Below are 20,110 nucleotides of genomic sequence, written 5' to 3' on the forward strand. Positions count from 1 at the left end.
AGAAGAACTCGCGACGCCGGCCCAGTTCATAGCGCGGCCGAGTGCGCCTGTCAGCCCGGTTTCACCCGGCCAGCCGCGCCAGTGCGGCCGCGTGCAGCTCCGGCGTCGCGGCGGCGAGCACCTGCCCGCCCTCATTCACCGGCCCGCCCTGCCAATTGGTAACGACGCCGCCCGCCGCCTCGATCACGCCGATCGGCGCCTGGATGTCGTACGCTTGCAATCCCGCCTCTATCACCAGGTCGATCTGGCCGAGCGCGAGCAGAGCGTAGGCGTAGCAGTCGCACCCATAGCGGATAAGCCGCACCTCCGGCGCCACACGGGCGAAGGCCGCGCGCTCAGCCTCCGTGCCGATCTCGGGAAAAGTCGTCATAAGCGTCGCCTCGGCGAGCGTCGTGGTGCCGCGGGCGCGCAAGGAGCCGCCGCCGTGCGGCCCGCTCCAGCGTGCCTCTCCGAGACCGCCAAGAAAGCGTTCGCCGATATAGGGCTGGTCGATGAGACCGAAGCGCACGCCGGCCGCGTCGGACAGCGCGATCAACACGCCCCAGGTCGGTGTGCCCGAGAGAAAGCCGCGCGTCCCGTCGATCGGATCGAGCACCCAGGTCAAGCCCGAGGTGCCGGGGCGCGCTTCCTCTTCCTCACCGAGTATGCCGTCTGCCGGGCGCCGCGCGGCCAGGACCGCGCGCATCGCCGCTTCGGATTCGCGGTCAGCCGCGGTGACCGGATCGAACCCGACCGCCAACTTGTTGTCCACGCCCAGCCCTGCCTGTCGGAAATGCGGCAGGATGGCCGCCCGGGCCGCGTCGGCCAAGGCATGTGCGGTTGCGATGATGTCGGGGATATCGCGTTCTGCGATGGCGCCGCTGTTCATCTCGTCCCCCGTCCGATTGACCGGTTCCGGCTAGACCGGACGGAGACGCGGCGCAAGGTTCGGCGTCAGCCGTCGCGCTTTCAGGCGACGTCCGACAACACGCGCGCCAGCTCGAACAGGCGGCGGCGCTGATGCTCGGGGATGGCGTAGTAGGACCGTACGAGATCGAGCGCTTCCTTGTCGCCAAGGATGTCCCCCGGAACAGTCTCGGCTTCCGGCTCCATCGGCTGGTCGGTGTCGATACCGTTGAAGAAGAACCCGACCGACACATCGAGCGCGTCGGCGATATCCCACAGGCGGGAGGCGCTTACGCGATTGGCACCGGTCTCGTACTTCTGGATCTGCTGGAACTTGATTCCGACCTTCTCGGCCAGCTGCTGCTGGGTCATGCCGACGAGCCAACGGCGGTGCCTGATACGTTTGCCGACATGGACGTCCACGGGATGCGTCATGCGTATTTTCCTTGCGCCAAAATCCATACTTCACGCGCCGGCCCGGAAGCGCCGGAACGAGGCGTTTTGTGTTTACTATCAAGAGCCGAGCACCCCTTCGGCGTGAGACAGGCATACATCAGATCAACGTCACCGAGCAAGAAAAAGCATGCCGACGGCAGCATGTCGATGTTGGCGTGCAAACACCTTCCGCATTGCGTCTTCGGCACTCCAGGCTACGGTGTCGCGCAAGGGAAGCTCCGGATCGCTAATTACTCAGAAACCATGACAAAATTCGGGAGGCCGATGATGTCACAGATGCAGGTCCGCGCCCTGCGCGTGAGCGGCGACAGCGACATGCCGGTTGAAAGTGACGTTGCGTTACCCCTCCCCGGCGAGGGGCAGATCCGGGTCAGGATCGAGGCATGCGGGCTGAACTTCGCGGACCTGCTCATGCTTAACGGCACCTATCAGGACACGCCCGAGCGTCCGTTCACGCTCGGAATGGAGGTCGCGGGCATTGTCGATTCGGCCGGCCCGGGGGCCGGGCATTTCGCGCCCGGCACGCGCGTCGCGGTCTTCGGCGGGCAAGGCGGGCTGGCCGAGGCGGGGATCTTCGACGCGGCCCGCGCGGTGGCGCTGCCCGACGGCATGGACGCGGTCGCCGCCGCCGCCTTCCAGATCGCCTACGGCACCAGCCACGTGGCGCTCGATCACCGCGCGCGGCTCGTACCGGGCGAGACTCTGCTGGTGCTCGGCGCTGCCGGCGGCGTGGGACTGACCGCGGTCGAGATCGGCAAGCGCATGGGCGCCCGCGTCATCGCCTGCGCGCGCGGCGCGGACAAGCTCGAGGTCGCGCGCGCCGCGGGGGCCGATCACCTGATCGACGCCGGGACCGCCGACATCCGCGCGGAGGTGAAGGCGCTCGGCGGCGCGGACGTGGTCTATGACCCCGTGGGCGGCGAGCAGTTCACCGCCGCCCTGCGCGCCTGCCGGCCCGAGGCGCGCATCCTCACCATCGGTTTCGCTTCGGGCGAGGTGCCGCAGATCAAGGCCAATCACCTGCTGGTCAAGAACGTCTCCGTCCTCGGGCTCTACTGGGGCGGATACCTCTCTTTCCGCCCCGAGGTCATCACCCGCAGCCTCGCCACCCTCCTCGGTTGGTACGCCGCCGGAGAAATCCGCCCGCATGTCAGCCACGTGCTGCCCTTCGATCGCGCCAAAGAGGGCCTGGAGCTTCTGCGCACCCGGCAGGCCACCGGCAAGGTCGTGATCCGGATACCGGACTGAGCGTCCCGCTCCGGCACGGTCAGGCCGCAGCCACCGTCGCGGGCAGCGCGCCAAACCCGCGGCGGACCAGATCGGCGAGATCGCAGAACGGCGTGTCCTGGCGCCGCCCGAGATGCAGGTTGATCTTGATCGTGCCGAGATCGGGCAGCGAGTCCCCGGTGTCGATCGGCGCCAGCTGCGGCGGCGCGTGCCCTTCCAGCAAGGCCACGAGCCCGAGGTCGGCCGCCACGGTGGCATAACTGGCCCGGTCGCTCCCGGTCTCGATCACCTGGGTCCAGGGAATGCCGACAGCGTCGAGCCGGTCGATGGCCGCCGGCCGGAAGGCGCAGTTGCGGGTCTGGGCGATCGGCACCGGCCGCTGGCGCCAGGCGGTGCCGCCCGGCGCGCCGTGCCAACGCAGGGGCGTCTCGTGCAGCGTCTCCCCGGCGCTGTCGACTTCCGTGGCGAGCGACAGGTCGATTTCGGCGTCCGCCAGCATTCCGAGAAGCTCGATGGTCGGCGCCGTGAGCAGCTGCACCCGCATCCGCGGATAGGAGGCGTGGAATGTCTGCAGGACCCGCGGCACCACCGGGTAGAGGATGTCCTCGGGCACGCCGAACACGATCTCGCCCTCGAAATTGTCGGCGGTGAGCCGGGCATAGATCTCGTCGTTGAGCGCGATCATCCGCTTGGCATAGCTCAGAAGCTGTTCGCCCGCCGGCGTGAGCGCGATCGTCCGCCCGGACCGGTCGAGAAGATCGAGACCCAGCATCTCTTCAAGCCGCTTGAGCTGCATGGAGACGGCCGATTGCGTCAGATTGAGCATCCGCGCGGCCCGCGTCACGCCGCCCGTCTCGGCGACTGCGGCAAAGGAGCGCAGCGTGGTGATGTCGAGATTTCGCATCGTTCAATTCCCGTGATGGCCGACTTCAGAAACATTCGTTTTCAATATGACCAAGCTGCACGATATCAATCGCCGAAACAGATGCGAAGACCTCGAAACATCACATCTCGTGAAGGAGATCATCATGCTGCGTGCGTTCCGCCTCGCCCTCCCGGGACCCTCCGGGCGCGGTTTTCTGTCCCGGATGCGCCGGATCGGCGCCATCCGCCGCGAACGCGCCGCTTTGGGGCGCCTCGATGACGCACAATTGCACGACATCGGGGTGACACGCGCGGAGGCCACCGCCGAGGCACGTCGCCCCGCCTGGGACGCGCCCGAACGCTGGTATCGCTGAGCCCGCGACACAGCGTTCCCGCCGGCCGGATATGCTTGAAATACGGCCCTCGCCTGCCGATATTCGTAGCAGAGTCCGGGCGCGCGTCCGCGCCCCGGGGAGGGTACACACGGAGGCATGAATGGCTGACTACAACACGGCCCGGGCTGGTATCGGCACGGGCACGCGATCGGCACAGATCGACGAGGGCCTGCGCGCCCACATGAACAAGGTCTACGGCACCATGTCGGTCGGAACGTTCATCACGTTCCTGGCGGCTTGGGCCATTTCGGGTCTGGCGACCACGGCCGATCCCTCGGCCGGCGTCGCGCAGATCTCCTCGGGCCAGTACCTGACCGGTCTCGGCCAGACGCTCTACATGTCGCCGCTGAAATGGCTGATCATGTTCGCGCCGCTGATCTTCGTCTTCGGCTTTTCGGCCGGCATCAACCGCATGTCCGCGGCCACCGCACAGACCGTGTTCTACGTCTTCGCGGCGGTCATGGGCCTGTCGATCAGTTCCATCTTCCTGGTCTTCACCGGCTATTCGATCATCCAGGTCTTCCTCGTGACCTCGATCGCCTTCGCCGGCCTGTCGCTCTGGGGCTACACCACGAAGAAGGACATCTCCGGCTGGGGATCGTTCCTCATCATGGGCGTGATCGGCCTGATCGTCGCGTCGATCATCAACATCTTCCTGGGCTCGCCGGCGATCGCCTTCGCGATCTCGGTACTGGGCGTACTGATCTTCGCCGGTCTGACCGCCTACGACACCCAGCAGATCAAGAACGAGTATCTCGAGCACGCCCAGCACGGCGACAGCGAGTGGCTCGGCAAGTCGGCGATCATGGGCGCGCTGCGTCTCTATCTCGACTTCATCAACATGTTCATGTTCCTTCTGCAACTTCTCGGCAATCGAGAATAAGCGCAGCATGACCTGATCGCACGGACGGGCCGGCCCTTCGGGGCCGGCCTTTTTCGTGCCGGGCCGGAGCTTTGCGGATCAGAGCGGCCGGCGCATCAGCACCGCTGGAAACCCGATCCCGCGCGGCAGTTCGATGCTGATCGGCCCGACCTCCTCGAAGCCCATGGCGCGATAGAACGGCACGGCGGTGAGCGTCGACTGGCAGCGCAGTTCGACCACGCCGGCCCGGGCCGCGTCCCGCATCACGTAGCTGACAAGCGCGCACCCTATTCCCTGGCGCGTGCGCCGGTGATCTGTCACCACGTGACGCAGATGCCCGACGCTGCGGCGCACGCCGCGCGCGTTGCCCTGCGCCGCCTCGGTCCAGCCGCCCGCGCCGACCACCCGGCCCTCGCGCTCTGCCAGGAAGAAAGTACCGGATTCCAGCAGCGCCGGCTGTGCGCGCGAGATGATCGGGATCGACGTCACGTAGACCGATGGCGGATAATCCGGGCGGAGGAGCGCCGGATAGGATCGCTGGAACAGCGCGTCCACGGCCCCGAGATCGTCGGGCGTGGCGGTGCGGATGCTGAGCGCTTCGAGGTCTGACATGACGGATCTCCTCCATCACAGTTCTAGCGCTGAATGGTCGCTCGGGCGAGACAAATGACAAAACCGCCGCGGGATTGCTCCGGCGCGGCGGTTTCGCTGTCCCTCGTCTTACGCGAGGCGGAAGGCTTACTTGATCTTTCCTTCCTTGTATTCGACGTGCTTGCGCGCGACCGGATCGTACTTCTTGATCGTCATCTTTTCGGTCATCGTGCGGGCGTTCTTCTTCGTCACGTAGAAGTGGCCCGTGCCTGCGGTGGAATTCAGGCGGATCTTGATCGTGGTGGGCTTCGCCATCGCTTCGTCTCCTTCGGGCGGCCTCGCGCGCGGGCGCCCGGGCCGTGAAATCTGTCAAAGCCGCCTTCTACCCGGTGCGCCCCGAGAGTCAACCGCTCTTGCGACATTTCCGCAGGCGCCGCTGCGTCCCGGCGAGGAAAGCCCGCAAGGGCTTGAGGAGCTGCGCGCGGAGGGCCTGTAAGCCGGATTCTGTCTGCACCCGCGAAGGGCGGAGATGACCATTCCTCTGGGCCGCCGGTTGCCCGGCGGCTCGAGCTGCCAACCCGGATCTCTCGGGCTGAAGCGGCCCTGCGAGGACAAAGCCCCGCGCGAGATCCCTATTTGGCATTGCTCCCGGTGGGGCTTGCCATGCGGGCGCCGTTGCCGGCCCCCCGGTGGGCTCTTACCCCACCGTTTCACCCTGACCGCGGAAAGCCCGCGGCGGTCTGTTTTCTGTGGCGCTGTCCGTCAGGTTGCCCTGCCCGGGCGTTACCCGGCACCGTCGCTTCAGGGAGTCCGGACTTTCCTCGGACCGATACCGGCCCGCGGCCATCCGGCCCTCCGCGCAGCTTCGCACATATGCGCCGCCGCCGCGGCGGTCAACGCGTGAGCGCCGGGGCCGAGAGCCAGTCCGACAGCGCATCGGTCACCGCGTCAGGCGCCTCGACACTGGGCAGATGCCCCGCCTCGTCGATCACCGTCAGCCCCGCCTGCGCGATCAGTTCGGCCATGAAGCTCTGCCGCTTCACCGGGTAAAGCGTATCGTGCGCCCCGCACAGCACCAGCACCGGCACCTTGCACTTGCGCAGCACCGCCTGCTGGTCCTTGCGCCGCTGCATCGCCCGCACCTGCCTCTGGTAGGCATCCGCCCCGAGATCGCGGGCCATCGCCTTGACCAGCGCTATGTGCCGCACCCGTTCCGGCCCCGGGGCGAGCGCCGAACCCGGCACCTCCTCGGCGATCACGTCGTCGAAGCGCCCGGCGCGCGCGGCAATGATCCGCGGCTCGCGCGCCGCCGCCTCGCCCGGCGTATCCGCCAGCGGCGTGGTCGACATGAGCGCCAGCCGCAGCACCCGGTCGGGCGCGCGGCGCAGGATCTCCATCGCCACCATGCCGCCGTAGCCATGGCCGGCCAGCGCGAACTTCGCGGGCAGGTGCGGCAGCGCCGCGCTCGCCACCTCCTCGATCCGCTCACCGCGGGCGGAGGGCAGCACGGTCACCGGCACGCGCCGCGACAGCACCTCGATCTGCGGCTGGAAAAGGCGCGCATCGCTGACGAGGCCGGGAATGAGCACAAGCGGGTCTGACATGGAACGGTCCAGGGCACGAAGGCGGACCGGATCGGGCCGCGCATCCCGCATCCTTATCAGAGCATGCGGCACGCGAAAGCGCCCCCTGCCCTTGCGCGCGGCGCTCCGCCGTGCTGAAGGCCTGCGGCGATGCAGGTGGGAACGCTGATCCTCGGCGCCGGTGCGGCCGGCATGATGTGCGCGGCGCAGATCGGCAACGACTGCCTGGTGATCGACCATGCCCGCGCACCGGGAGAGAAGATCCGCATCTCGGGCGGCGGCCGCTGCAACTTCACCAATCTCGGCTGCGAGCCCGACCGCTTCCTCGGCGAGAATCCGCATTTCCACAAATCCGCCCTCGCCCGCTACACCCAGTGGGATTTCATCGACCTCGTCTCGCGCCACGGCATCGCCTGGCACGAAAAGACGTTGGGCCAGCTCTTCTGCGACCACAGCGCGCGCGAGATTATCGCCATGCTCCGGGCGGAGATGGGCGCGGCAGACCTCTGGCTCGAGACCGCCTTGCGCGATCTGCGCCACGACGGCACCTTCGTCGCCACACTCGACCGACAGGGCCAAAGGGTGGAGATCCGGGCCAAGCGCCTCGTTGTGGCGACCGGCGGCAAGTCGATCCCGAAGATGGGCGCAAGCGGGCTCGCCTACGACATCGCACGGCAGTTCGGCCACCGGGTGACCGACACCCGCCCCGGGCTCGTGCCGCTTACCTTCCCGGACGGCCGCTTCCGCGCGATATCCGGCGTGTCGGTCCCGTCGGTGGTGCGCGCCGGCGACGCCGCCTTCGAGGAGGCGCTCCTCTTTACCCATCGCGGTCTTTCTGGGCCGTCCGTGCTGCAGGCCTCCTCCTACTGGCGCGAAGGCGCGCCGATCGAGGTGGACCTGTTGCCCGGCTCCGACCTTGCGGGCAGCCTGCGCACGCGGCGCAAGGAGGCCGGCAGGCGCGCCCTCGCCACGGAACTCGCCCGGCATCTTCCCCAGAAGCTCGTTGCGCACCTCGCCGACGAATTCGATCTCTCCGGCCGCCTCGGGGACCTCTCGGACAATCGCATCGACGAGATCGAATTGGCCCTGCGCACCTGGACGCTTCGACCGGCGGGGTCAGAGGGCTACCGCACAGCAGAGGTCACACTGGGTGGCATCGGCACCGAGGGGCTGTCCTCGAAGACGATGGAATCGCGGCACATGCCGGGCCTGCACTTCGTCGGCGAAGCGGTCGACGTCACCGGCTGGCTCGGCGGTTACAATTTTCAGTGGGCCTGGTCGTCCGGCTGGGCGGCCGGGCAGGCGATCGCGGCCGCGGCCTGAGCGACGGCGCGCTTACAACAATTTCGTGAAGCTCGAAGCGCGGCGCATTCCCAATCGTCATTTCGTTGTTACATTCTCGGCCCGTGATTCTCTTCCGGCCCGGTGTGCAATATGTCCCAGCCTGCCGCCACGACCCCTTCGGCCCATCAGCCCCGCACCAGACTGGTGCGCATGTTGCAGGCGGGTGTGCCGCAGAAATCCTTGCGCGATCTGGGCAACCGCCTGCGTTACGGTCGCAATGCACCGCTTTCGGACGAATGCGTCTGGATCGACCCGCGTGAGGCATCGCATGCCTACAAGCGTCCCAAGTCCGGACCGGTCTATTTGCGCCGGCACAGCGGAACCGTGGCCGACGGCGACTGGGATCTCGGCCGCCGCGAGGTCGACCGTATGCCCAAGATTTCGGCCTGCTTCCGTCACTTCGTCGACGGTGAGAGCTGGGAAGAGACCGGCATCATCGACGAGATGCTCGCACGGATCGACAAGCACGGCCTGTTTGACGGCTGCCGCAACCGCGCCGACGTGATCGCGCGGTACGAGGGCATCGACCGGATGTTCGACAATGTCGCCCGCACGCGGCGGCTCGAACCCGTGGCGAGCCGGCCCGAACGATTTCGCCGCGAGCATGGCGGCGTCCTGGTGCATATCGACCGCGACGGCCGTCCGATGCTGGCCGGCAACGGAAATCACCGCTTGGCCATCGCCCGCATCCTGGGGCTGGAGCGGATTCCGGCCCAACTCGGCGCGCTTCACCGCCGCGCGTGGGACGCCGGCGTCATGGAGGAACTGCGCCGACCCGGCTGACACCCGCACCCGGCCTCTGCCCTGTCTGCGCAGGGTAGGCATTCTGCCCCCCGAGCCGCGCGAGGCCCTACGCGCGCCCGCCTTCGGACGACAGCGACAAGGCTTCCACGCCCATGGAGGCCAGCGCCGCCCGCCATTTCTGCCCGTTGGGTGTCCCGAAGACCAGCGCGTGGGTTGCGTCGCAGGCCAGCCAGCCATTTGCCGCGAACTCCGACTCGAGTTGCCCCGGCCCCCAGCCGGCATAGCCCAGGCACATGATGCGGTTCGCCGGCCCCTCGCCGCGGCCGATCTCCTCGAGGATGTCGAGCGTCGCGGTCATGTGAAAGGTGTCCGTCACCTCCAGCGTCGTCACCACAGAGGTATAATCCGGCGAATGCAGCACGAAACCACGCCCGGTCTCCACCGGGCCCCCGAAATGCACGGGCTCGTCGGTCACGTCCTCCACCGCCTCGATGGAGAGCTGGTCCAGCAGCATGCCGAAGTCGATCTCGGGCGTCGGCTTGTTCACGATCAATCCCATCGCTCCGTCGCCCGAATGGGCGCAGACGAACACCACGCTGTTCTGGAACCGCTGGTCGCCCATGCCCGGCATGGCGATCAGCAGTTTTCCGGTGAGATCCGTCTCTGACACGGTCTCGGGCATCGCACCTCCGGTCGGGCTGAACTGTACGGCAGAGCATGACCGCTCCCCCCGGCAGGCGCAAGGGCGGTGCGGCGGCGCGGCATGCCGGCGCCCTGTCGCGGGCAAGACACGGAAATTCCCGCGTCGCCGGAACGTGACTTTTCATTTCCCGCCGGCTCGGCCAATCGTCGTTGCATGATCAGAGTCCTGGCCCTCGCCCTCGCCCTTCTCGCCCCCCTGCCGGCCGCGGCAGAGCGGATTTCCGGCGTGGTGTCGGCAACGCTGCGCCCCGGATGGCGGCAGGCCGACGGAACCCATGTCGCCGCGCTGCATCTCAAGCTCGCCCCGGGCTGGAAGACCTACTGGCGCGCGCCCGGCGATGCCGGCATCCCGCCGGAATTCGACTGGTCCGGCTCGCGCAACCTCGGCTCCGTCGCCGTGACCTGGCCCGTGCCGCGGATCTTCCACCAGTCCGGCATGCGCTCTGTCGGCTACAAGGAAGAGGTCGTGCTGCCGCTCACCGTTCGCTCCACCGGCAGCGGCGACGTGCGCCTGTCGGGAGACGTCCATATCGGCGTGTGCGACGACGTGTGCCTGCCGGCGACGCTGCGGGTCGACGGCGTGCTGCCGTCGTCCGCGGGCACCGTCGATCCGGCCATTGCCGCCGCGCTGGCTGACCGCCCGTTCTCCGGGGCCGAGGCGGGGGTTGGCGCGGTGCGCTGCACCGTCGCCCAAGGCACGGGCGGCGCGCTGACACTTCGGGCAGAGATAGAGATGCCCGAGATCGGAGAGCGCGAGAGCGTGGTGATCGAGACCGCCAACCCCGCCATCTGGGTCGCCGAACCCGACGCCAGCCGCGCCGGCAACCGCCTGATCGCCGAGACCGAGCTGATGCACGTGGACAAACGTGCCTTCGCGGTCGACCGCTCCGGCCTGCGTTTCACGATCCTGGGCGCCGGCAAGGCGGTGGATATCCTCGGCTGCACCGGCTGAGCGAGTCCGGACGGGGCGCACGGGCCCCCGCCTCTCTTCACGCAATTGCAGTATCCGCGCCGCAAGAGGCGCCTGGCCTCCGATACAGGCGGCTCAGGCCGACCGGCGCACCCCGCGGGCACCGCTTGCCCAGTCCCTTGTGGCTTCGCCGAACGCGGCAAAGAGCGGGCGCGACACCGGGTCCTCGGCAGCGCGATACTCGGGGTGCCATTGCACAGCCAGCGTGAAGCCCGGCGCGCCCTCGACGTAGAGCGCCTCTGGCGTGCCGTCCTCGGCCCGGCCGTCGATGACGATGCGGCCGCCGGCGGTCTTGATGCCCTGCCCGTGCAACGTGTTGGTGAGAACCTCGCGCGCGCCCATCAGCCGGTGGAACGGCCCGCCCTCGTTGAAGGTGACGGTGTGCCGCAGCGCAAATTTCTCGGCGATGGTCCCGTCCGGCGGCATGCGGTGGTTCATCCGCCCCGGCAATTCGCGGATCTCGGGATAGAGCGTGCCGCCCATGGCCACGTTGACCTCCTGGAATCCGCGGCAGACCCCCAGAAACGGCTGCCCCCGCTCGATACAGGCCCGCACCAGCGGCAGGACCACCGCGTCGCGGCCCCGGTCGAAGGTGCCATGCGCCTCGGTCGGCTCCTCGCCGTATTCCTCGGGATGCACGTTCGGACGCCCGCCGGGCAGCAGGAAGCCGTCGCAGGTCTCCAGGAGATCGCCAAGCGCCACGTGCCCGGGATCGGCCGGGATCAGCAGCGGCAGCGCGTCCGAAACTTCGGCAACAGCTTCCGACAGCATCGTGCCGCCGGCATGGGCGGGATACTGATCGTTGATCAGGTGTGAATTGGTAACGATGCCGACGACCGGGCGGGCCATGTCTCTCCTCGTGCGGACGCGTCCGTCAAGCTGCGGACAAGTCACATATAATCCCCAGGCCCGCCCGGATAAAGCGTGCTCAGACCTCGGCGGCCAGCCCGGCGGCCTCGATGCCCGCTTTCGCGGCAGCCGCGTCGTTGTCCGACGCATCGCCCGACACGCCGACCGCGCCCAGCACCACGCCCTTGGAATCCTTGACCAGAACGCCGCCCGGCACCGGCACGAGGCCGCCCCCCAACGCGCCGTTGGCGCAGGCGATGAAATAGGCCTGTGCCTCAGCGCGCGCCATCTGTGCGGAGCCGGGCATCCCCAGCATCACCGCGCCGTAGGCCTTGGCCCGCGCGATGTCGAAGCGCCCGGGGCTCGCTCCGTCCTCGCGCTCGAAGGCGATCGGGTTGCCGCCCGCATCCAGGACCACCGCCGCCATCGGCTTCAGCTCCTCCCCGCGCGCGTGTTCGAATGCCTTGCGGATCATCGTCCGCGCCCGTCTCAGCGAAATGACCGCCATGAAGCGCCCTCCTCCTGCTTCTTCTCGTCGAAAATACTCCGGGGGGAGTGCGAGGGGGGCAGCGCCCCTCTCGCTCCCGCACGTGGTCTCAGCCCGCCGCCTTGAGCTCCAGGCGCCGCCGGTGCAGCACCGGCTCGGTATAGCCCGACGGCTGCTCGCGCCCCTGGAAGACCAGGTCGCACGCCGCCTGGAACGCCACACCATCGAAGCCCGGCGCCATCGGCCGGTACGCCGGGTCGTCCGCGTTCTGGCGATCCACCACCTCGGCCATCCGGCGCATGATCTCCATCACCTCCTCGCGGCTGACCACGCCGTGATGCAGCCAGTTGGCGATGTGCTGGGCCGAGATCCGGCAGGTCGCGCGGTCTTCCATCAGGCCGACATCGTTGATGTCCGGCACCTTGGAGCAGCCGACCCCCTGGTCGATCCAGCGCACCACGTAGCCGAGGATGCCCTGCGCGTTGTTCTCCACCTCGCGGGTGATCTGCTCGGGCCGCCACTTGCGGAACGCGGCGAGCGGGATGTCGAGCAGCGCGTCGACATGCGCGCGCCGCCCGCCGGCGCGCAGCTTCTCCTGCACCGCCATCACGTCGACCTGGTGGTAGTGCAGCGCGTGCAGCGTCGCCGCCGTCGGCGACGGCACCCAGGCGGTGTTGGCCCCGGCCTGCGGATGCCCGATCTTGTTCTGCAGCATCGCCGCCATCATGTCGGGCATCGCCCACATGCCCTTGCCGATCTGCGCGCGCCCCGACAGGCCGCATTCCAGCCCGATATCGACGTTGCGGTTCTCGTAGGCGGTGATCCAGGCCTTGTCGCGGATGAAGCTCTTGCGGCTGAACGGCCCCGCCTCCATCGAGGTATGGATCTCGTCGCCGGTGCGGTCGAGAAAGCCGGTATTGATGAAGGCGCAGCGGTGCTTCGCCGCCCGGATGCATTCCTTGAGGTTGACCGAGGTGCGCCGCTCCTCGTCCATGATGCCGAGCTTGACGGTGTAGCGCGGCAGGCCCAGCACCTCCTCGACGAAGGTGAACGTTTCGTCGGCGAGGGCGGTCTCGTCCGGGCCGTGCAGCTTCGGCTTGACGACGTAGACCGAGCCATGGAGCGAATTGCCGCCGTCCCGTTTCAGATCGTGCAGCGCGATGAGCGTGGTGACCATCGCGTCCATCAGCGCCTCGTTGATCTCCGAGCCGTCGCGCAGCAGGATCGCCGGATTGCTCATCAGCGGGCCGACATTGCGCACCAGCATCAGCGTGCGGCCCTTGAGCACGACCTCACCCGTCCCGTCCGGCGCGGTCAGGCGCAGGTCCGGCGCGAGCGCGCGGCTCACCGTCTCACCGCCCTTGTCGAAGCTGGTCGTCAGGTCGCCGCGCATGAGGCCGAGCCAGTTGCGGTAGGCCAGCGCCTTGTCCTCGGCATCGACGCAGGCGACCGAATCCTCGCAATCCATGATCGTGGTGATGGCGCTCTCGATCCGCATGTCCGCCAGCCCGCACTGGTCGCGCGCGCCGATCCGGTGGGTGCGGTCGAAGACCAGCTCCACGTGCAGGCCGTTGTTGCGCAGCACAACCGTCTCGGGCGCCCGGGGATGGCCGGTATAGCCGACGAACTGCGACGGATCGACCAGCGGCATGTCGTCGATCAGGAGCTGGCCGTCATTGACGTGGTAGCGCCGCGCATCGGCATGCGACGTGCCGGCCACCGGCACCGCTTGGTCGAGGAAGACCCGCGCCCGCGCCACGACGCGGGCGCCCCGGCCCTTGTCGTAGCCTCCGGGCGGCGGGGCAGAGCCCATCGCGTCGGTGCCGTAGAACGCATCGTAGAGCGAGCCCCAGCGCGCGTTCGCCGCGTTCAACGCGTAGCGCGCGTTGGTCACCGGAACGACGAGCTGCGGTCCCGGAACGGTGGCGATCTCGGGGTCGATATTGGAGGTGTCGATCTCGAAATCCTCGCCCTCGGGGACGAGATAGCCGATCTCTTCGAGGAAGGCCTTGTAGGCCTCGTGATCGTGCGGCTTGTCGCGGTGCTTCAGGTGCCATTCGTCGATCTGGCCCTGCAGGCGCTCGCGCACTTCCAGAAGCTCGGCGTTGCGCGGACCGAAATCGTGGGCAAGCGACGACAGGCCCCGCCAGAACGTGTCCGCCTCGATGCCGGTGCCGGGCAGCGCCTCGGTCTCGATGAAGTCGAACAGCCGGGGATCGATCTGTAGATCGAATCGGGCGATGCGGTCGGACATGGGGCGCCTCCTCACTCTGCGGTGTTGATCCGCAGATGACACGGGTTTCCGATCGGCAACAAGGGGGGCGGACGCGGCACGCCGCGTCAAGGGAGGCGCGAGGGAAAAAGTGCGGCAGATGGCAGATATCTCGTTCGCCCTGCCGCGCTGGCGGCGAAGCGGTGGGCTGAAGCCCGCCTTACGGCTCTGCCCCTCGGAAACAAGAACGCCCCGGCCAGGGGCCGGGGCGGTCAAGACGTGCGGCGCGTGGCCGGGTCTCAGGCTTCGGCAGCCTCTTCGGCCTCGACGCGCTCGCGGTCGGCCTTGCCCTTCGCTTCGGCGTCGCGGTCGACGAATTCGATGATCGCCATTGGCGCCATGTCGCCGTAGCGGAAGCCGGCCTTCACGATGCGCAGGTAGCCGCCCTGGCGCTCCGCGTAACGCGGGCCCAGAATCTCGAAGAGCTTGGCGACGTGGATATCCTGCTTGAGCTGCGCCGCGGCAAGGCGGCGGGCATGCAGATCACCGCGCTTGGCGAGGGTGACGAGCTTTTCGACGACCGGGCGCAGTTCCTTGGCCTTGGGCAGCGTCGTCTTGATCTGTTCGTGTTCGATGAGCGAGCCGGCCATGTTCGCCCAGAGCGCCTTGCGGTGCTCGTGGGTGCGGTTCAGCTTGCGGTAGCCTTTCGAGTGACGCATTTGGGTACTCCTGAGATTTTGCTTTGTCCGGCGGACGCTTGCGTTTGCGGCCGCTCTCCTTGGGGCGGGGTTGCCCTTGGTGAGGTGATGGTGGGCGGATCGCCCACCCTACACGGCGGCCCGACGGGTGAGCAAGCTGCCCACCCCCGGACCTGCGTGGCTTCAGAACGAGTCTTCCATCTTCTTGGACAGATCCTCGATGTTGTCGGGCGGCCAGTCCTCGACGTCCATGCCGAGATGCAGGCCCATGCCCGAGAGCACTTCCTTGATCTCGTTCAGCGACTTGCGGCCGAAGTTCGGGGTGCGCAGCATCTCCGCCTCGGTCTTCTGGATCAGGTCACCGATATAGACGATATTGTCGTTCTTCAGGCAGTTGGCCGAACGCACCGACAGTTCCAGCTCGTCGACCTTCTTGAGAAGGAGCGGGTTGAACTCCAGCCCGTCGTCGCCGTCGTCGCGGCTCGCGCTCTCCGGTTCGTCGAAGTTGACGAAGATCGACAGCTGGTCCTGAAGGATGCGCGCTGCATAGGCCACGGCGTCCTCGGGCGTGACCGCGCCGTTGGTCTCCACCTTCATGGTCAGCTTGTCGTAGTCCAGCACCTGGCCCTCGCGGGTGGGCTGCACGTCGTAGGCGACCTTCTTGACCGGCGAATAGATTGCGTCGATCGGGATCATGCCGATCGGCGCGTCCTCGGGCTTGTTCTTGTCGGCCGAGACATAGCCCTTGCCGGTGTTCACGGTCAGTTCCATGAACAGGTCGGCGCCGTCGTCGAGGTGGCAGATCACGTGATCCTTGTTGAGGATCTCGATGCCGTTCGATTCCGAGATATCGCCGGCGGTCACGACGCCCGGCCCCTTGGCCGAGATCGACAACCGCTTCGGCCCCTCGACCTCCATGCGGAGCGAGACGCCCTTGAGGTTCAGCACGATGTCTGTCACGTCTTCGCGGACGCCGGCGACGGACGAAAACTCGTGCAGGACGTTGTCGATCTGCACGGAGGTGATCGCCGCACCCTGGAGCGACGACAGCAGAACGCGGCGCAGCGCGTTGCCCAGCGTCAGGCCGAAGCCCCGTTCCAGCGGTTCGGCCACACAGGTCGCCATCCGCGTGGGATCGTTGCCGGGCTTGATCTCGAGCTGCGTGGGCTTGATCAGCTCGGCCCAATTCTTATGGATCATGTAAGACCTCCATTCCTGTCCCGGCCCCATGTCCGAAAGGCCGTGGACGCCCGAGGTGAAAGCGGCAGCGCGGGGCCGCGCATCCATGCACGGCCCCGGCTTGAAATCGGTTTCGGATCAGACCCGGCGACGCTTGGGCGGGCGGCAGCCGTTGTGCGAGATCGGGGTGACATCGCGGATCGCGGTGATGTTGAAGCCGACCGCAGCGAGCGCGCGCAGCGCCGATTCGCGGCCCGAACCGGGGCCCTGCACCTCGACCTCGAGCGTCTTCATGCCATGCTCCTGCGCCTTCTTGCCGGCATCCTCGGCGGCGAGCTGCGCGGCATAGGGCGTCGATTTGCGCGAGCCCTTGAAGCCCATCGTGCCGGCCGACGACCAGGAGATCGCATTGCCCTGCACGTCCGAGATCAGGATCTTGGTGTTGTTGAAGCTGGAGTTCACATGCGCGACGCCAGCTGCAATGTTCTTGGAGACCTTCTTCTTGGTGCCTCCGCGACGGGGATCACGTGCCATTTGCCTGTCTCTCCCTTACTTCTTCTTGCCAGCGATCGGCTTTGCCGGGCCCTTGCGGGTGCGGGCATTCGTGTGCGTGCGCTGACCGCGCACGGGGAGATTGCGGCGATGGCGCAGGCCGCGGTAGCAGCCAAGGTCCATCAGGCGCTTGATGTTGACCTGGTTCTCGCGGCGCAGGTCGCCCTCGACGGTGTAGTTGGCGTCGATGTGCTCGCGCATGGCGACGACTTCGGCGTCGCTGAGCTCGTTGACGCGGCGTGCCTGGTCGATGCTGACCGCTTCGCAGATGTCGCGGGCGGCGGACGGACCGATGCCGTGGATATAGGTCAGCGCGACGGGAACGCGCTTCGCGGTGGGGATGTTGACGCCGGCAATGCGTGCCAAGTGGGTATTCCTCTTCGTTGCGGTTCCGTAGCTCCAGAACCTTTTTTCACAACATATGGCCCTTGGGCGGAGACGCCCTCGGACCCTAGGTCGATCAGGTGATCTGCGGCGCGCCGGTGGCACCGCAAACGCGATTCTCCGGTAGAGATGGCGGTGGGTAGTCGGATTCACCCCGGGCGTCAAGTGTGCACGAAACAGCTTGCGCGGGACCTTGCCCCGCGTCAGCCAGAGGAGGGCCTCGGCGCCGCCTGCCGGCGGTTCGGCGGGTCCCTGGCTCAGCTTGTGCTCTTCGCGCGCATCCAGGCGACGAACAGACCGACGGCGCCCACGAGGGCGATGAAATAGCCCACCGGTGCGAGCCATTCGGGAAACACGCCGGGCGCGTCGGCATTGTCGATCGGAGCGCCGGCGAGGATCGGCTGGAGCGCGACCACGGCGATCCCGATCAGCAGGACGGCGGCAAAGGCGATCATTGTACGCATCACGAGGCTCCGGATCTCACACCCGGATCAACGCCTCGGTTGCGGTTTGGTTCACGCCTTCGCGGTCAACCGCCCAGCTGGGTCTCGAGCGCCTTCTGCACCTCGTCGATATCGGCGAGGCCGTCGACGCGGGCGTACTTGCCCTTCACGTAGTAATAGCCGACCAGCGGAGAGGTCTGCTTGTAATACTCGATCAGGCGCTTCTTGAGGCTCTCGGCGTTGTCGTCTGCGCGGCGCTTGAACTCCGTGCCGCCACAGACAGCGCACTGGCCGTCCACCGGGATCGGCTTGGAGATGTCGTTGTAGACCTCGCCGCAATTGGCGCAGGTCGACCGGGCGGTGATGCGCTCTACCAGCGCGTCGTCGTCGACGCGCAGCTCGATCACGTGATCCAGCGGCTGGCCCATCTCCGCCAGCAGCTCTTCCAGCGCATCGGCCTGCTTGAGCGTGCGCGGAAAGCCGTCGAAGATGAAGCCGGCGGCGTTCTCGGTCTGCAGCTTCTCGCGGATCAGGCCGATGACGACATCGTCGGTGACGAGATCGCCGCGCGCCATGATCGCCGCGACCTTCTCGCCCATCTCCGAGCCGCTGTCCTTCGCCTCGCGCAGCATGTCCCCGGTGGAGAGCTGTTTCATCCCGCGCGCCTCTTCCAGTCGGCGCGCCTGCGTTCCCTTGCCGGCCCCCGGGGGCCCCAGAAGTATGATGTTCATCGCCGAGCCGGCCCCCCCTTCTTGCGCCCTTTCCCCTTGCCGCGCAGTTGCGACTTCTGGATCAGGCCTTCGTACTGATGTGCCAGCAGATGGCTCTGGACCTGCTGGATCGTGTCCATGGTCACGCTCACCACGATCAGCACCGACGTGCCGCCGAAATAGAACGGAATGGCGAACTGGTTGCGCAGGATCTCGGGCAGAAGGCAGACCGCCGCGAGGTAGGCCGACCCCAGCACCAGCACGCGGTTCACAACGTATTCAAGATACTCCGAGGTGCGCTTGCCCGGCCGGATACCCGGTACGAAGCCGTTCTGGTTCTTGAGGTTGTCGGCCACGTCGTCCGGCTTGAACGACACGTTGAACGTGTAGAAGTAGGCGAAGAACACGATCATTGCCGCGAAGAACAGCAGGTAGAGCGGCTGGCCCGGACCGAAATAGGCCAGGATCGTCGACATGACCGGCCCCGTCGATCCCTCGCCCGAGAAGGTCGAGATCGTCGTCGGCAGCAGCAGCAGCGAGGAGGCGAAGATCGCCGGGATCACGCCCGCCGGGTTCACCTTGACCGGCAGATGGCTGTTCTGCGCCTCGGTCATCTTCATGCCGACCTGGCGGCGCGGGTACTGGATGGTGATCTTCCGGAGCGCCCGCTCCATGAACACCACAAACATGATCACCGCGACGATCATCACGATCACGCCGATGATCACCGCCGGGCTGATCGCGCCGGAGCGGCCGGAGGCGAAGAACTGCGCCAGCGCCGCCGGAACCTCGGCGATGATGCCCACGAAGATGATCAGCGAGATACCGTTGCCGACGCCGCGCTGGGTGATCTGCTCGCCAAGCCACATCAGGAACATGGTGCCGCCGACCAGCGTGATGACGGTGGAGGCACGGAAGAACCAGCCCGGATCGGTCACGAGATCCCCGGCTTCCAACGACACGGCAAGCCCGTAGGCCTGGAAGGTCGCCAGCAGCACGGTGCCGTAGCGGGTGTACTGGTTGATCTTCTTGCGGCCCTGCTCGCCTTCTTTCTTGAGCTGTTCGAGCTTCGGCACCATCGAGGCCAGAAGCTGCACGATGATCGATGCCGAGATGTAGGGCATGATGCCGAGGGCGAAGATGCCCATGCGCCCCAGGGCGCCGCCGGTGAACATCGTCAGGATGCCGCCGATCCCCGCCGCCGCGCCTTCCATGAAGTCGCGCAGGGCCACGCCGTCGATCCCCGGAACGGGAATGAACGTGCCGAGCCGGAAGATGCACAGCAGCGCCAGCGTGTAGATGATGCGGTTGCGGAGGTCGGTGGCCTTGCCGAGCGCCGCCCAGCTCGTGTTGGCGGCCATCTGTTCGACTGCGGATGCCATGGAGCGCCCTTCTTGTTCAGACGAACGCCGCCCCGATCCGTTTTCGGGCTCGGGGCGGCGCCGGAAAACTCGTGGGGAGATGTAGAGGGCGGCGCCGCCGCCCACAACTCCTTATTCGGCCGCTTGAGCGCCCGTGAGCTTGAGCGACCCGCCGGCCTTCTCGACCGCCTCGACCGCCGATTTCGACGCGCCGGTCACTTCGAGGTTCACCGGCTTCGCCAGCTCGCCCTTGGCAAGGACGCGCACGCCGTCGAGCTTGCGGCGCACGAGACCCGACTGCACCAGCACCTCTTCGGTGACCGGGGCACCGGCGTCGATCTTGCCGGCCTCGACGAACTTGGCGATCATGCCGAGGTTCACGATGGCGTAGGACTTGCGGTTGGGCTTGTTGAAGCCGCGCTTGGGCAGACGCTGGTAGAGCGGCATCTGGCCACCCTCGTAGCCGTTGATGGCCACACCCGAGCGGGACTTCTGACCCTTGATGCCGCGACCGCCCATCTTGCCCTTGCCGGAGCCGGGGCCGCGCGCGATGCGCTTGGGTTTCTTCGCGGCGCCGGGATTGTCGCGCAGTTCGTTCAGTTTCATGTCGCT

General features: G+C 67.3%; 24 protein-coding genes and 1 other RNA gene. 6 read left to right on the top strand and 19 right to left on the bottom strand.

Features of this window, described 5'->3' with window-relative positions:
- Positions 1–61 precede the first annotated feature (61 nt).
- Entirely contained in the window at positions 62–868 is an 807-nt protein-coding gene (locus tag F3H57_RS00910) for an inositol monophosphatase family protein (protein WP_149753992.1), read from the bottom strand.
- 80 nt (positions 869–948) lie between these two features.
- On the bottom strand, positions 949–1,320 hold the full coding sequence (locus F3H57_RS00915) for a helix-turn-helix domain-containing protein (protein ID WP_149753993.1): 372 nt from the start codon (positions 1,318–1,320) through the stop codon (positions 949–951).
- A gap of 336 nt (positions 1,321–1,656) precedes the next feature.
- Here F3H57_RS00915 and F3H57_RS00920 point away from each other — a divergent pair, with 336 nt between their 5' ends.
- Positions 1,657–2,589 (top strand): NADPH:quinone oxidoreductase family protein, encoded by a 933-nt coding sequence (locus F3H57_RS00920; RefSeq protein WP_223162926.1) that lies wholly within the window; start codon positions 1,657–1,659, stop codon positions 2,587–2,589.
- A 19-nt stretch (positions 2,590–2,608) separates the two neighbouring features.
- Here F3H57_RS00920 and F3H57_RS00925 read toward each other — a convergent pair whose 3' ends face one another.
- On the bottom strand, positions 2,609–3,472 hold the full coding sequence (locus tag F3H57_RS00925) for a LysR family transcriptional regulator (protein WP_149753995.1): 864 nt from the start codon (positions 3,470–3,472) through the stop codon (positions 2,609–2,611).
- 124 nt (positions 3,473–3,596) lie between these two features.
- Here F3H57_RS00925 and F3H57_RS00930 point away from each other — a divergent pair, with 124 nt between their 5' ends.
- Both F3H57_RS00930 and F3H57_RS00935 read left to right on the top strand, forming a co-directional pair.
- Complete coding sequence (locus F3H57_RS00930; RefSeq protein WP_149753996.1) at positions 3,597–3,806, top strand: DUF1127 domain-containing protein; 210 nt, start codon at positions 3,597–3,599, stop codon at positions 3,804–3,806.
- A 121-nt stretch (positions 3,807–3,927) separates the two neighbouring features.
- Positions 3,928–4,710: a Bax inhibitor-1/YccA family protein gene (locus F3H57_RS00935; protein ID WP_149753997.1), complete on the top strand. Its 783-nt coding sequence runs from the start codon at positions 3,928–3,930 to the stop codon at positions 4,708–4,710.
- Between the two features lie 78 nt (positions 4,711–4,788).
- Here the strand turns inward: F3H57_RS00935 and F3H57_RS00940 are convergent, their stop codons facing one another.
- From F3H57_RS00940 to F3H57_RS00955, 4 genes are all read right to left on the bottom strand, one after another.
- Complete coding sequence (locus tag F3H57_RS00940) at positions 4,789–5,301, bottom strand: GNAT family N-acetyltransferase (protein WP_149753998.1); 513 nt, start codon at positions 5,299–5,301, stop codon at positions 4,789–4,791.
- Positions 5,302–5,427: 126 nt separating this feature from the next.
- Positions 5,428–5,595 (bottom strand): 50S ribosomal protein L33, encoded by a 168-nt coding sequence (rpmG, locus tag F3H57_RS00945; RefSeq protein ID WP_149753999.1) that lies wholly within the window; start codon positions 5,593–5,595, stop codon positions 5,428–5,430.
- Between the two features lie 162 nt (positions 5,596–5,757).
- Positions 5,758–6,139, bottom strand: an RNA gene (gene rnpB / locus F3H57_RS00950) — RNase P RNA component class A.
- A 34-nt stretch (positions 6,140–6,173) separates the two neighbouring features.
- On the bottom strand, positions 6,174–6,884 hold the full coding sequence (locus F3H57_RS00955; RefSeq protein ID WP_149754000.1) for an alpha/beta fold hydrolase: 711 nt from the start codon (positions 6,882–6,884) through the stop codon (positions 6,174–6,176).
- 129 nt (positions 6,885–7,013) lie between these two features.
- On the opposite strand from F3H57_RS00955, the gene F3H57_RS00960 reads away from it, so the two are divergent.
- Positions 7,014–8,186, top strand: coding sequence for a BaiN/RdsA family NAD(P)/FAD-dependent oxidoreductase (locus tag F3H57_RS00960; protein ID WP_149754001.1), 1,173 nt, complete (start codon positions 7,014–7,016; stop codon positions 8,184–8,186).
- Positions 8,187–8,297: 111 nt separating this feature from the next.
- Positions 8,298–8,990, top strand: coding sequence for a hypothetical protein (locus F3H57_RS00965; protein ID WP_223162892.1), 693 nt, complete (start codon positions 8,298–8,300; stop codon positions 8,988–8,990).
- A gap of 67 nt (positions 8,991–9,057) precedes the next feature.
- Here the strand turns inward: F3H57_RS00965 and F3H57_RS00970 are convergent, their stop codons facing one another.
- Positions 9,058–9,633: a YqgE/AlgH family protein gene (locus F3H57_RS00970; protein ID WP_149754002.1), complete on the bottom strand. Its 576-nt coding sequence runs from the start codon at positions 9,631–9,633 to the stop codon at positions 9,058–9,060.
- A gap of 174 nt (positions 9,634–9,807) precedes the next feature.
- Here F3H57_RS00970 and F3H57_RS00975 point away from each other — a divergent pair, with 174 nt between their 5' ends.
- On the top strand, positions 9,808–10,605 hold the full coding sequence (locus F3H57_RS00975) for a protein-disulfide reductase DsbD domain-containing protein (RefSeq protein WP_149754003.1): 798 nt from the start codon (positions 9,808–9,810) through the stop codon (positions 10,603–10,605).
- 93 nt (positions 10,606–10,698) lie between these two features.
- Here the strand turns inward: F3H57_RS00975 and F3H57_RS00980 are convergent, their stop codons facing one another.
- The 11 genes from F3H57_RS00980 to rplO form a co-directional block, all read right to left on the bottom strand.
- The gene (locus F3H57_RS00980; RefSeq protein WP_149754004.1) at positions 10,699–11,472 is read right to left on the bottom strand and encodes a gamma-glutamyl-gamma-aminobutyrate hydrolase family protein; all 774 of its coding nucleotides are present in this window, start codon (positions 11,470–11,472) and stop codon (positions 10,699–10,701) included.
- A 79-nt stretch (positions 11,473–11,551) separates the two neighbouring features.
- Positions 11,552–11,980, bottom strand: coding sequence for a GlcG/HbpS family heme-binding protein (locus tag F3H57_RS00985; RefSeq protein WP_149754005.1), 429 nt, complete (start codon positions 11,978–11,980; stop codon positions 11,552–11,554).
- 88 nt (positions 11,981–12,068) lie between these two features.
- Positions 12,069–14,213, bottom strand: coding sequence for a malate synthase G (locus F3H57_RS00990; protein ID WP_149754006.1), 2,145 nt, complete (start codon positions 14,211–14,213; stop codon positions 12,069–12,071).
- A gap of 257 nt (positions 14,214–14,470) precedes the next feature.
- Positions 14,471–14,890 carry a 50S ribosomal protein L17 gene (gene rplQ, locus F3H57_RS00995; RefSeq protein ID WP_149754007.1) on the bottom strand — a complete coding sequence of 140 codons (420 nt, stop codon included), beginning with the start codon at positions 14,888–14,890 and terminating at the stop codon, positions 14,471–14,473.
- A 162-nt stretch (positions 14,891–15,052) separates the two neighbouring features.
- Positions 15,053–16,069, bottom strand: coding sequence for a DNA-directed RNA polymerase subunit alpha (locus F3H57_RS01000; RefSeq protein ID WP_149754008.1), 1,017 nt, complete (start codon positions 16,067–16,069; stop codon positions 15,053–15,055).
- Between the two features lie 117 nt (positions 16,070–16,186).
- Entirely contained in the window at positions 16,187–16,582 is a 396-nt protein-coding gene (gene rpsK, locus F3H57_RS01005) for a 30S ribosomal protein S11 (RefSeq protein WP_149754009.1), read from the bottom strand.
- A 15-nt stretch (positions 16,583–16,597) separates the two neighbouring features.
- Entirely contained in the window at positions 16,598–16,966 is a 369-nt protein-coding gene (gene rpsM / locus F3H57_RS01010; protein ID WP_149754010.1) for a 30S ribosomal protein S13, read from the bottom strand.
- Positions 16,967–17,241: 275 nt separating this feature from the next.
- Positions 17,242–17,448 (bottom strand): hypothetical protein, encoded by a 207-nt coding sequence (locus F3H57_RS01015; RefSeq protein WP_149754011.1) that lies wholly within the window; start codon positions 17,446–17,448, stop codon positions 17,242–17,244.
- A 65-nt stretch (positions 17,449–17,513) separates the two neighbouring features.
- Positions 17,514–18,158 carry an adenylate kinase gene (locus F3H57_RS01020; protein ID WP_149754012.1) on the bottom strand — a complete coding sequence of 215 codons (645 nt, stop codon included), beginning with the start codon at positions 18,156–18,158 and terminating at the stop codon, positions 17,514–17,516.
- Positions 18,155–19,519, bottom strand: coding sequence for a preprotein translocase subunit SecY (gene secY / locus F3H57_RS01025; protein ID WP_149754013.1), 1,365 nt, complete (start codon positions 19,517–19,519; stop codon positions 18,155–18,157). Before secY ends, F3H57_RS01020 begins: the two co-directional genes overlap by 4 nt.
- Positions 19,520–19,630: 111 nt before the next feature.
- Complete coding sequence (gene rplO, locus F3H57_RS01030) at positions 19,631–20,104, bottom strand: 50S ribosomal protein L15 (RefSeq protein WP_149754014.1); 474 nt, start codon at positions 20,102–20,104, stop codon at positions 19,631–19,633.
- Between the last annotated feature and the right edge of the window lie 6 nt (positions 20,105–20,110).

The organism is Roseivivax sediminis (assembly GCF_900112685.1).
Lineage (GTDB): Bacteria > Pseudomonadota > Alphaproteobacteria > Rhodobacterales > Rhodobacteraceae > Roseivivax > Roseivivax sediminis.

Coding starts and splice junctions, on each gene's coding strand:
- F3H57_RS00910 (WP_149753992.1), bottom strand. CDS start 868: ATGAACAGCGGCGCCATCGCAGAACGCGATATCCCCGACATCATCGCA.
- F3H57_RS00915 (WP_149753993.1), bottom strand. CDS start 1,320: ATGACGCATCCCGTGGACGTCCATGTCGGCAAACGTATCAGGCACCGC.
- F3H57_RS00920 (WP_223162926.1), top strand. CDS start 1,657: ATGCCGGTTGAAAGTGACGTTGCGTTACCCCTCCCCGGCGAGGGGCAG.
- F3H57_RS00925 (WP_149753995.1), bottom strand. CDS start 3,472: ATGCGAAATCTCGACATCACCACGCTGCGCTCCTTTGCCGCAGTCGCC.
- F3H57_RS00930 (WP_149753996.1), top strand. CDS start 3,597: ATGCTGCGTGCGTTCCGCCTCGCCCTCCCGGGACCCTCCGGGCGCGGT.
- F3H57_RS00935 (WP_149753997.1), top strand. CDS start 3,928: ATGGCTGACTACAACACGGCCCGGGCTGGTATCGGCACGGGCACGCGA.
- F3H57_RS00940 (WP_149753998.1), bottom strand. CDS start 5,301: ATGTCAGACCTCGAAGCGCTCAGCATCCGCACCGCCACGCCCGACGAT.
- rpmG (WP_149753999.1), bottom strand. CDS start 5,595: ATGGCGAAGCCCACCACGATCAAGATCCGCCTGAATTCCACCGCAGGC.
- F3H57_RS00955 (WP_149754000.1), bottom strand. CDS start 6,884: ATGTCAGACCCGCTTGTGCTCATTCCCGGCCTCGTCAGCGATGCGCGC.
- F3H57_RS00960 (WP_149754001.1), top strand. CDS start 7,014: ATGCAGGTGGGAACGCTGATCCTCGGCGCCGGTGCGGCCGGCATGATG.
- F3H57_RS00965 (WP_223162892.1), top strand. CDS start 8,298: ATGTCCCAGCCTGCCGCCACGACCCCTTCGGCCCATCAGCCCCGCACC.
- F3H57_RS00970 (WP_149754002.1), bottom strand. CDS start 9,633: ATGCCCGAGACCGTGTCAGAGACGGATCTCACCGGAAAACTGCTGATC.
- F3H57_RS00975 (WP_149754003.1), top strand. CDS start 9,808: ATGATCAGAGTCCTGGCCCTCGCCCTCGCCCTTCTCGCCCCCCTGCCG.
- F3H57_RS00980 (WP_149754004.1), bottom strand. CDS start 11,472: ATGGCCCGCCCGGTCGTCGGCATCGTTACCAATTCACACCTGATCAAC.
- F3H57_RS00985 (WP_149754005.1), bottom strand. CDS start 11,980: ATGGCGGTCATTTCGCTGAGACGGGCGCGGACGATGATCCGCAAGGCA.
- F3H57_RS00990 (WP_149754006.1), bottom strand. CDS start 14,213: ATGTCCGACCGCATCGCCCGATTCGATCTACAGATCGATCCCCGGCTG.
- rplQ (WP_149754007.1), bottom strand. CDS start 14,890: ATGCGTCACTCGAAAGGCTACCGCAAGCTGAACCGCACCCACGAGCAC.
- F3H57_RS01000 (WP_149754008.1), bottom strand. CDS start 16,069: ATGATCCATAAGAATTGGGCCGAGCTGATCAAGCCCACGCAGCTCGAG.
- rpsK (WP_149754009.1), bottom strand. CDS start 16,582: ATGGCACGTGATCCCCGTCGCGGAGGCACCAAGAAGAAGGTCTCCAAG.
- F3H57_RS01015 (WP_149754011.1), bottom strand. CDS start 17,448: ATGCGTACAATGATCGCCTTTGCCGCCGTCCTGCTGATCGGGATCGCC.
- F3H57_RS01020 (WP_149754012.1), bottom strand. CDS start 18,158: ATGAACATCATACTTCTGGGGCCCCCGGGGGCCGGCAAGGGAACGCAG.
- secY (WP_149754013.1), bottom strand. CDS start 19,519: ATGGCATCCGCAGTCGAACAGATGGCCGCCAACACGAGCTGGGCGGCG.
- rplO (WP_149754014.1), bottom strand. CDS start 20,104: ATGAAACTGAACGAACTGCGCGACAATCCCGGCGCCGCGAAGAAACCC.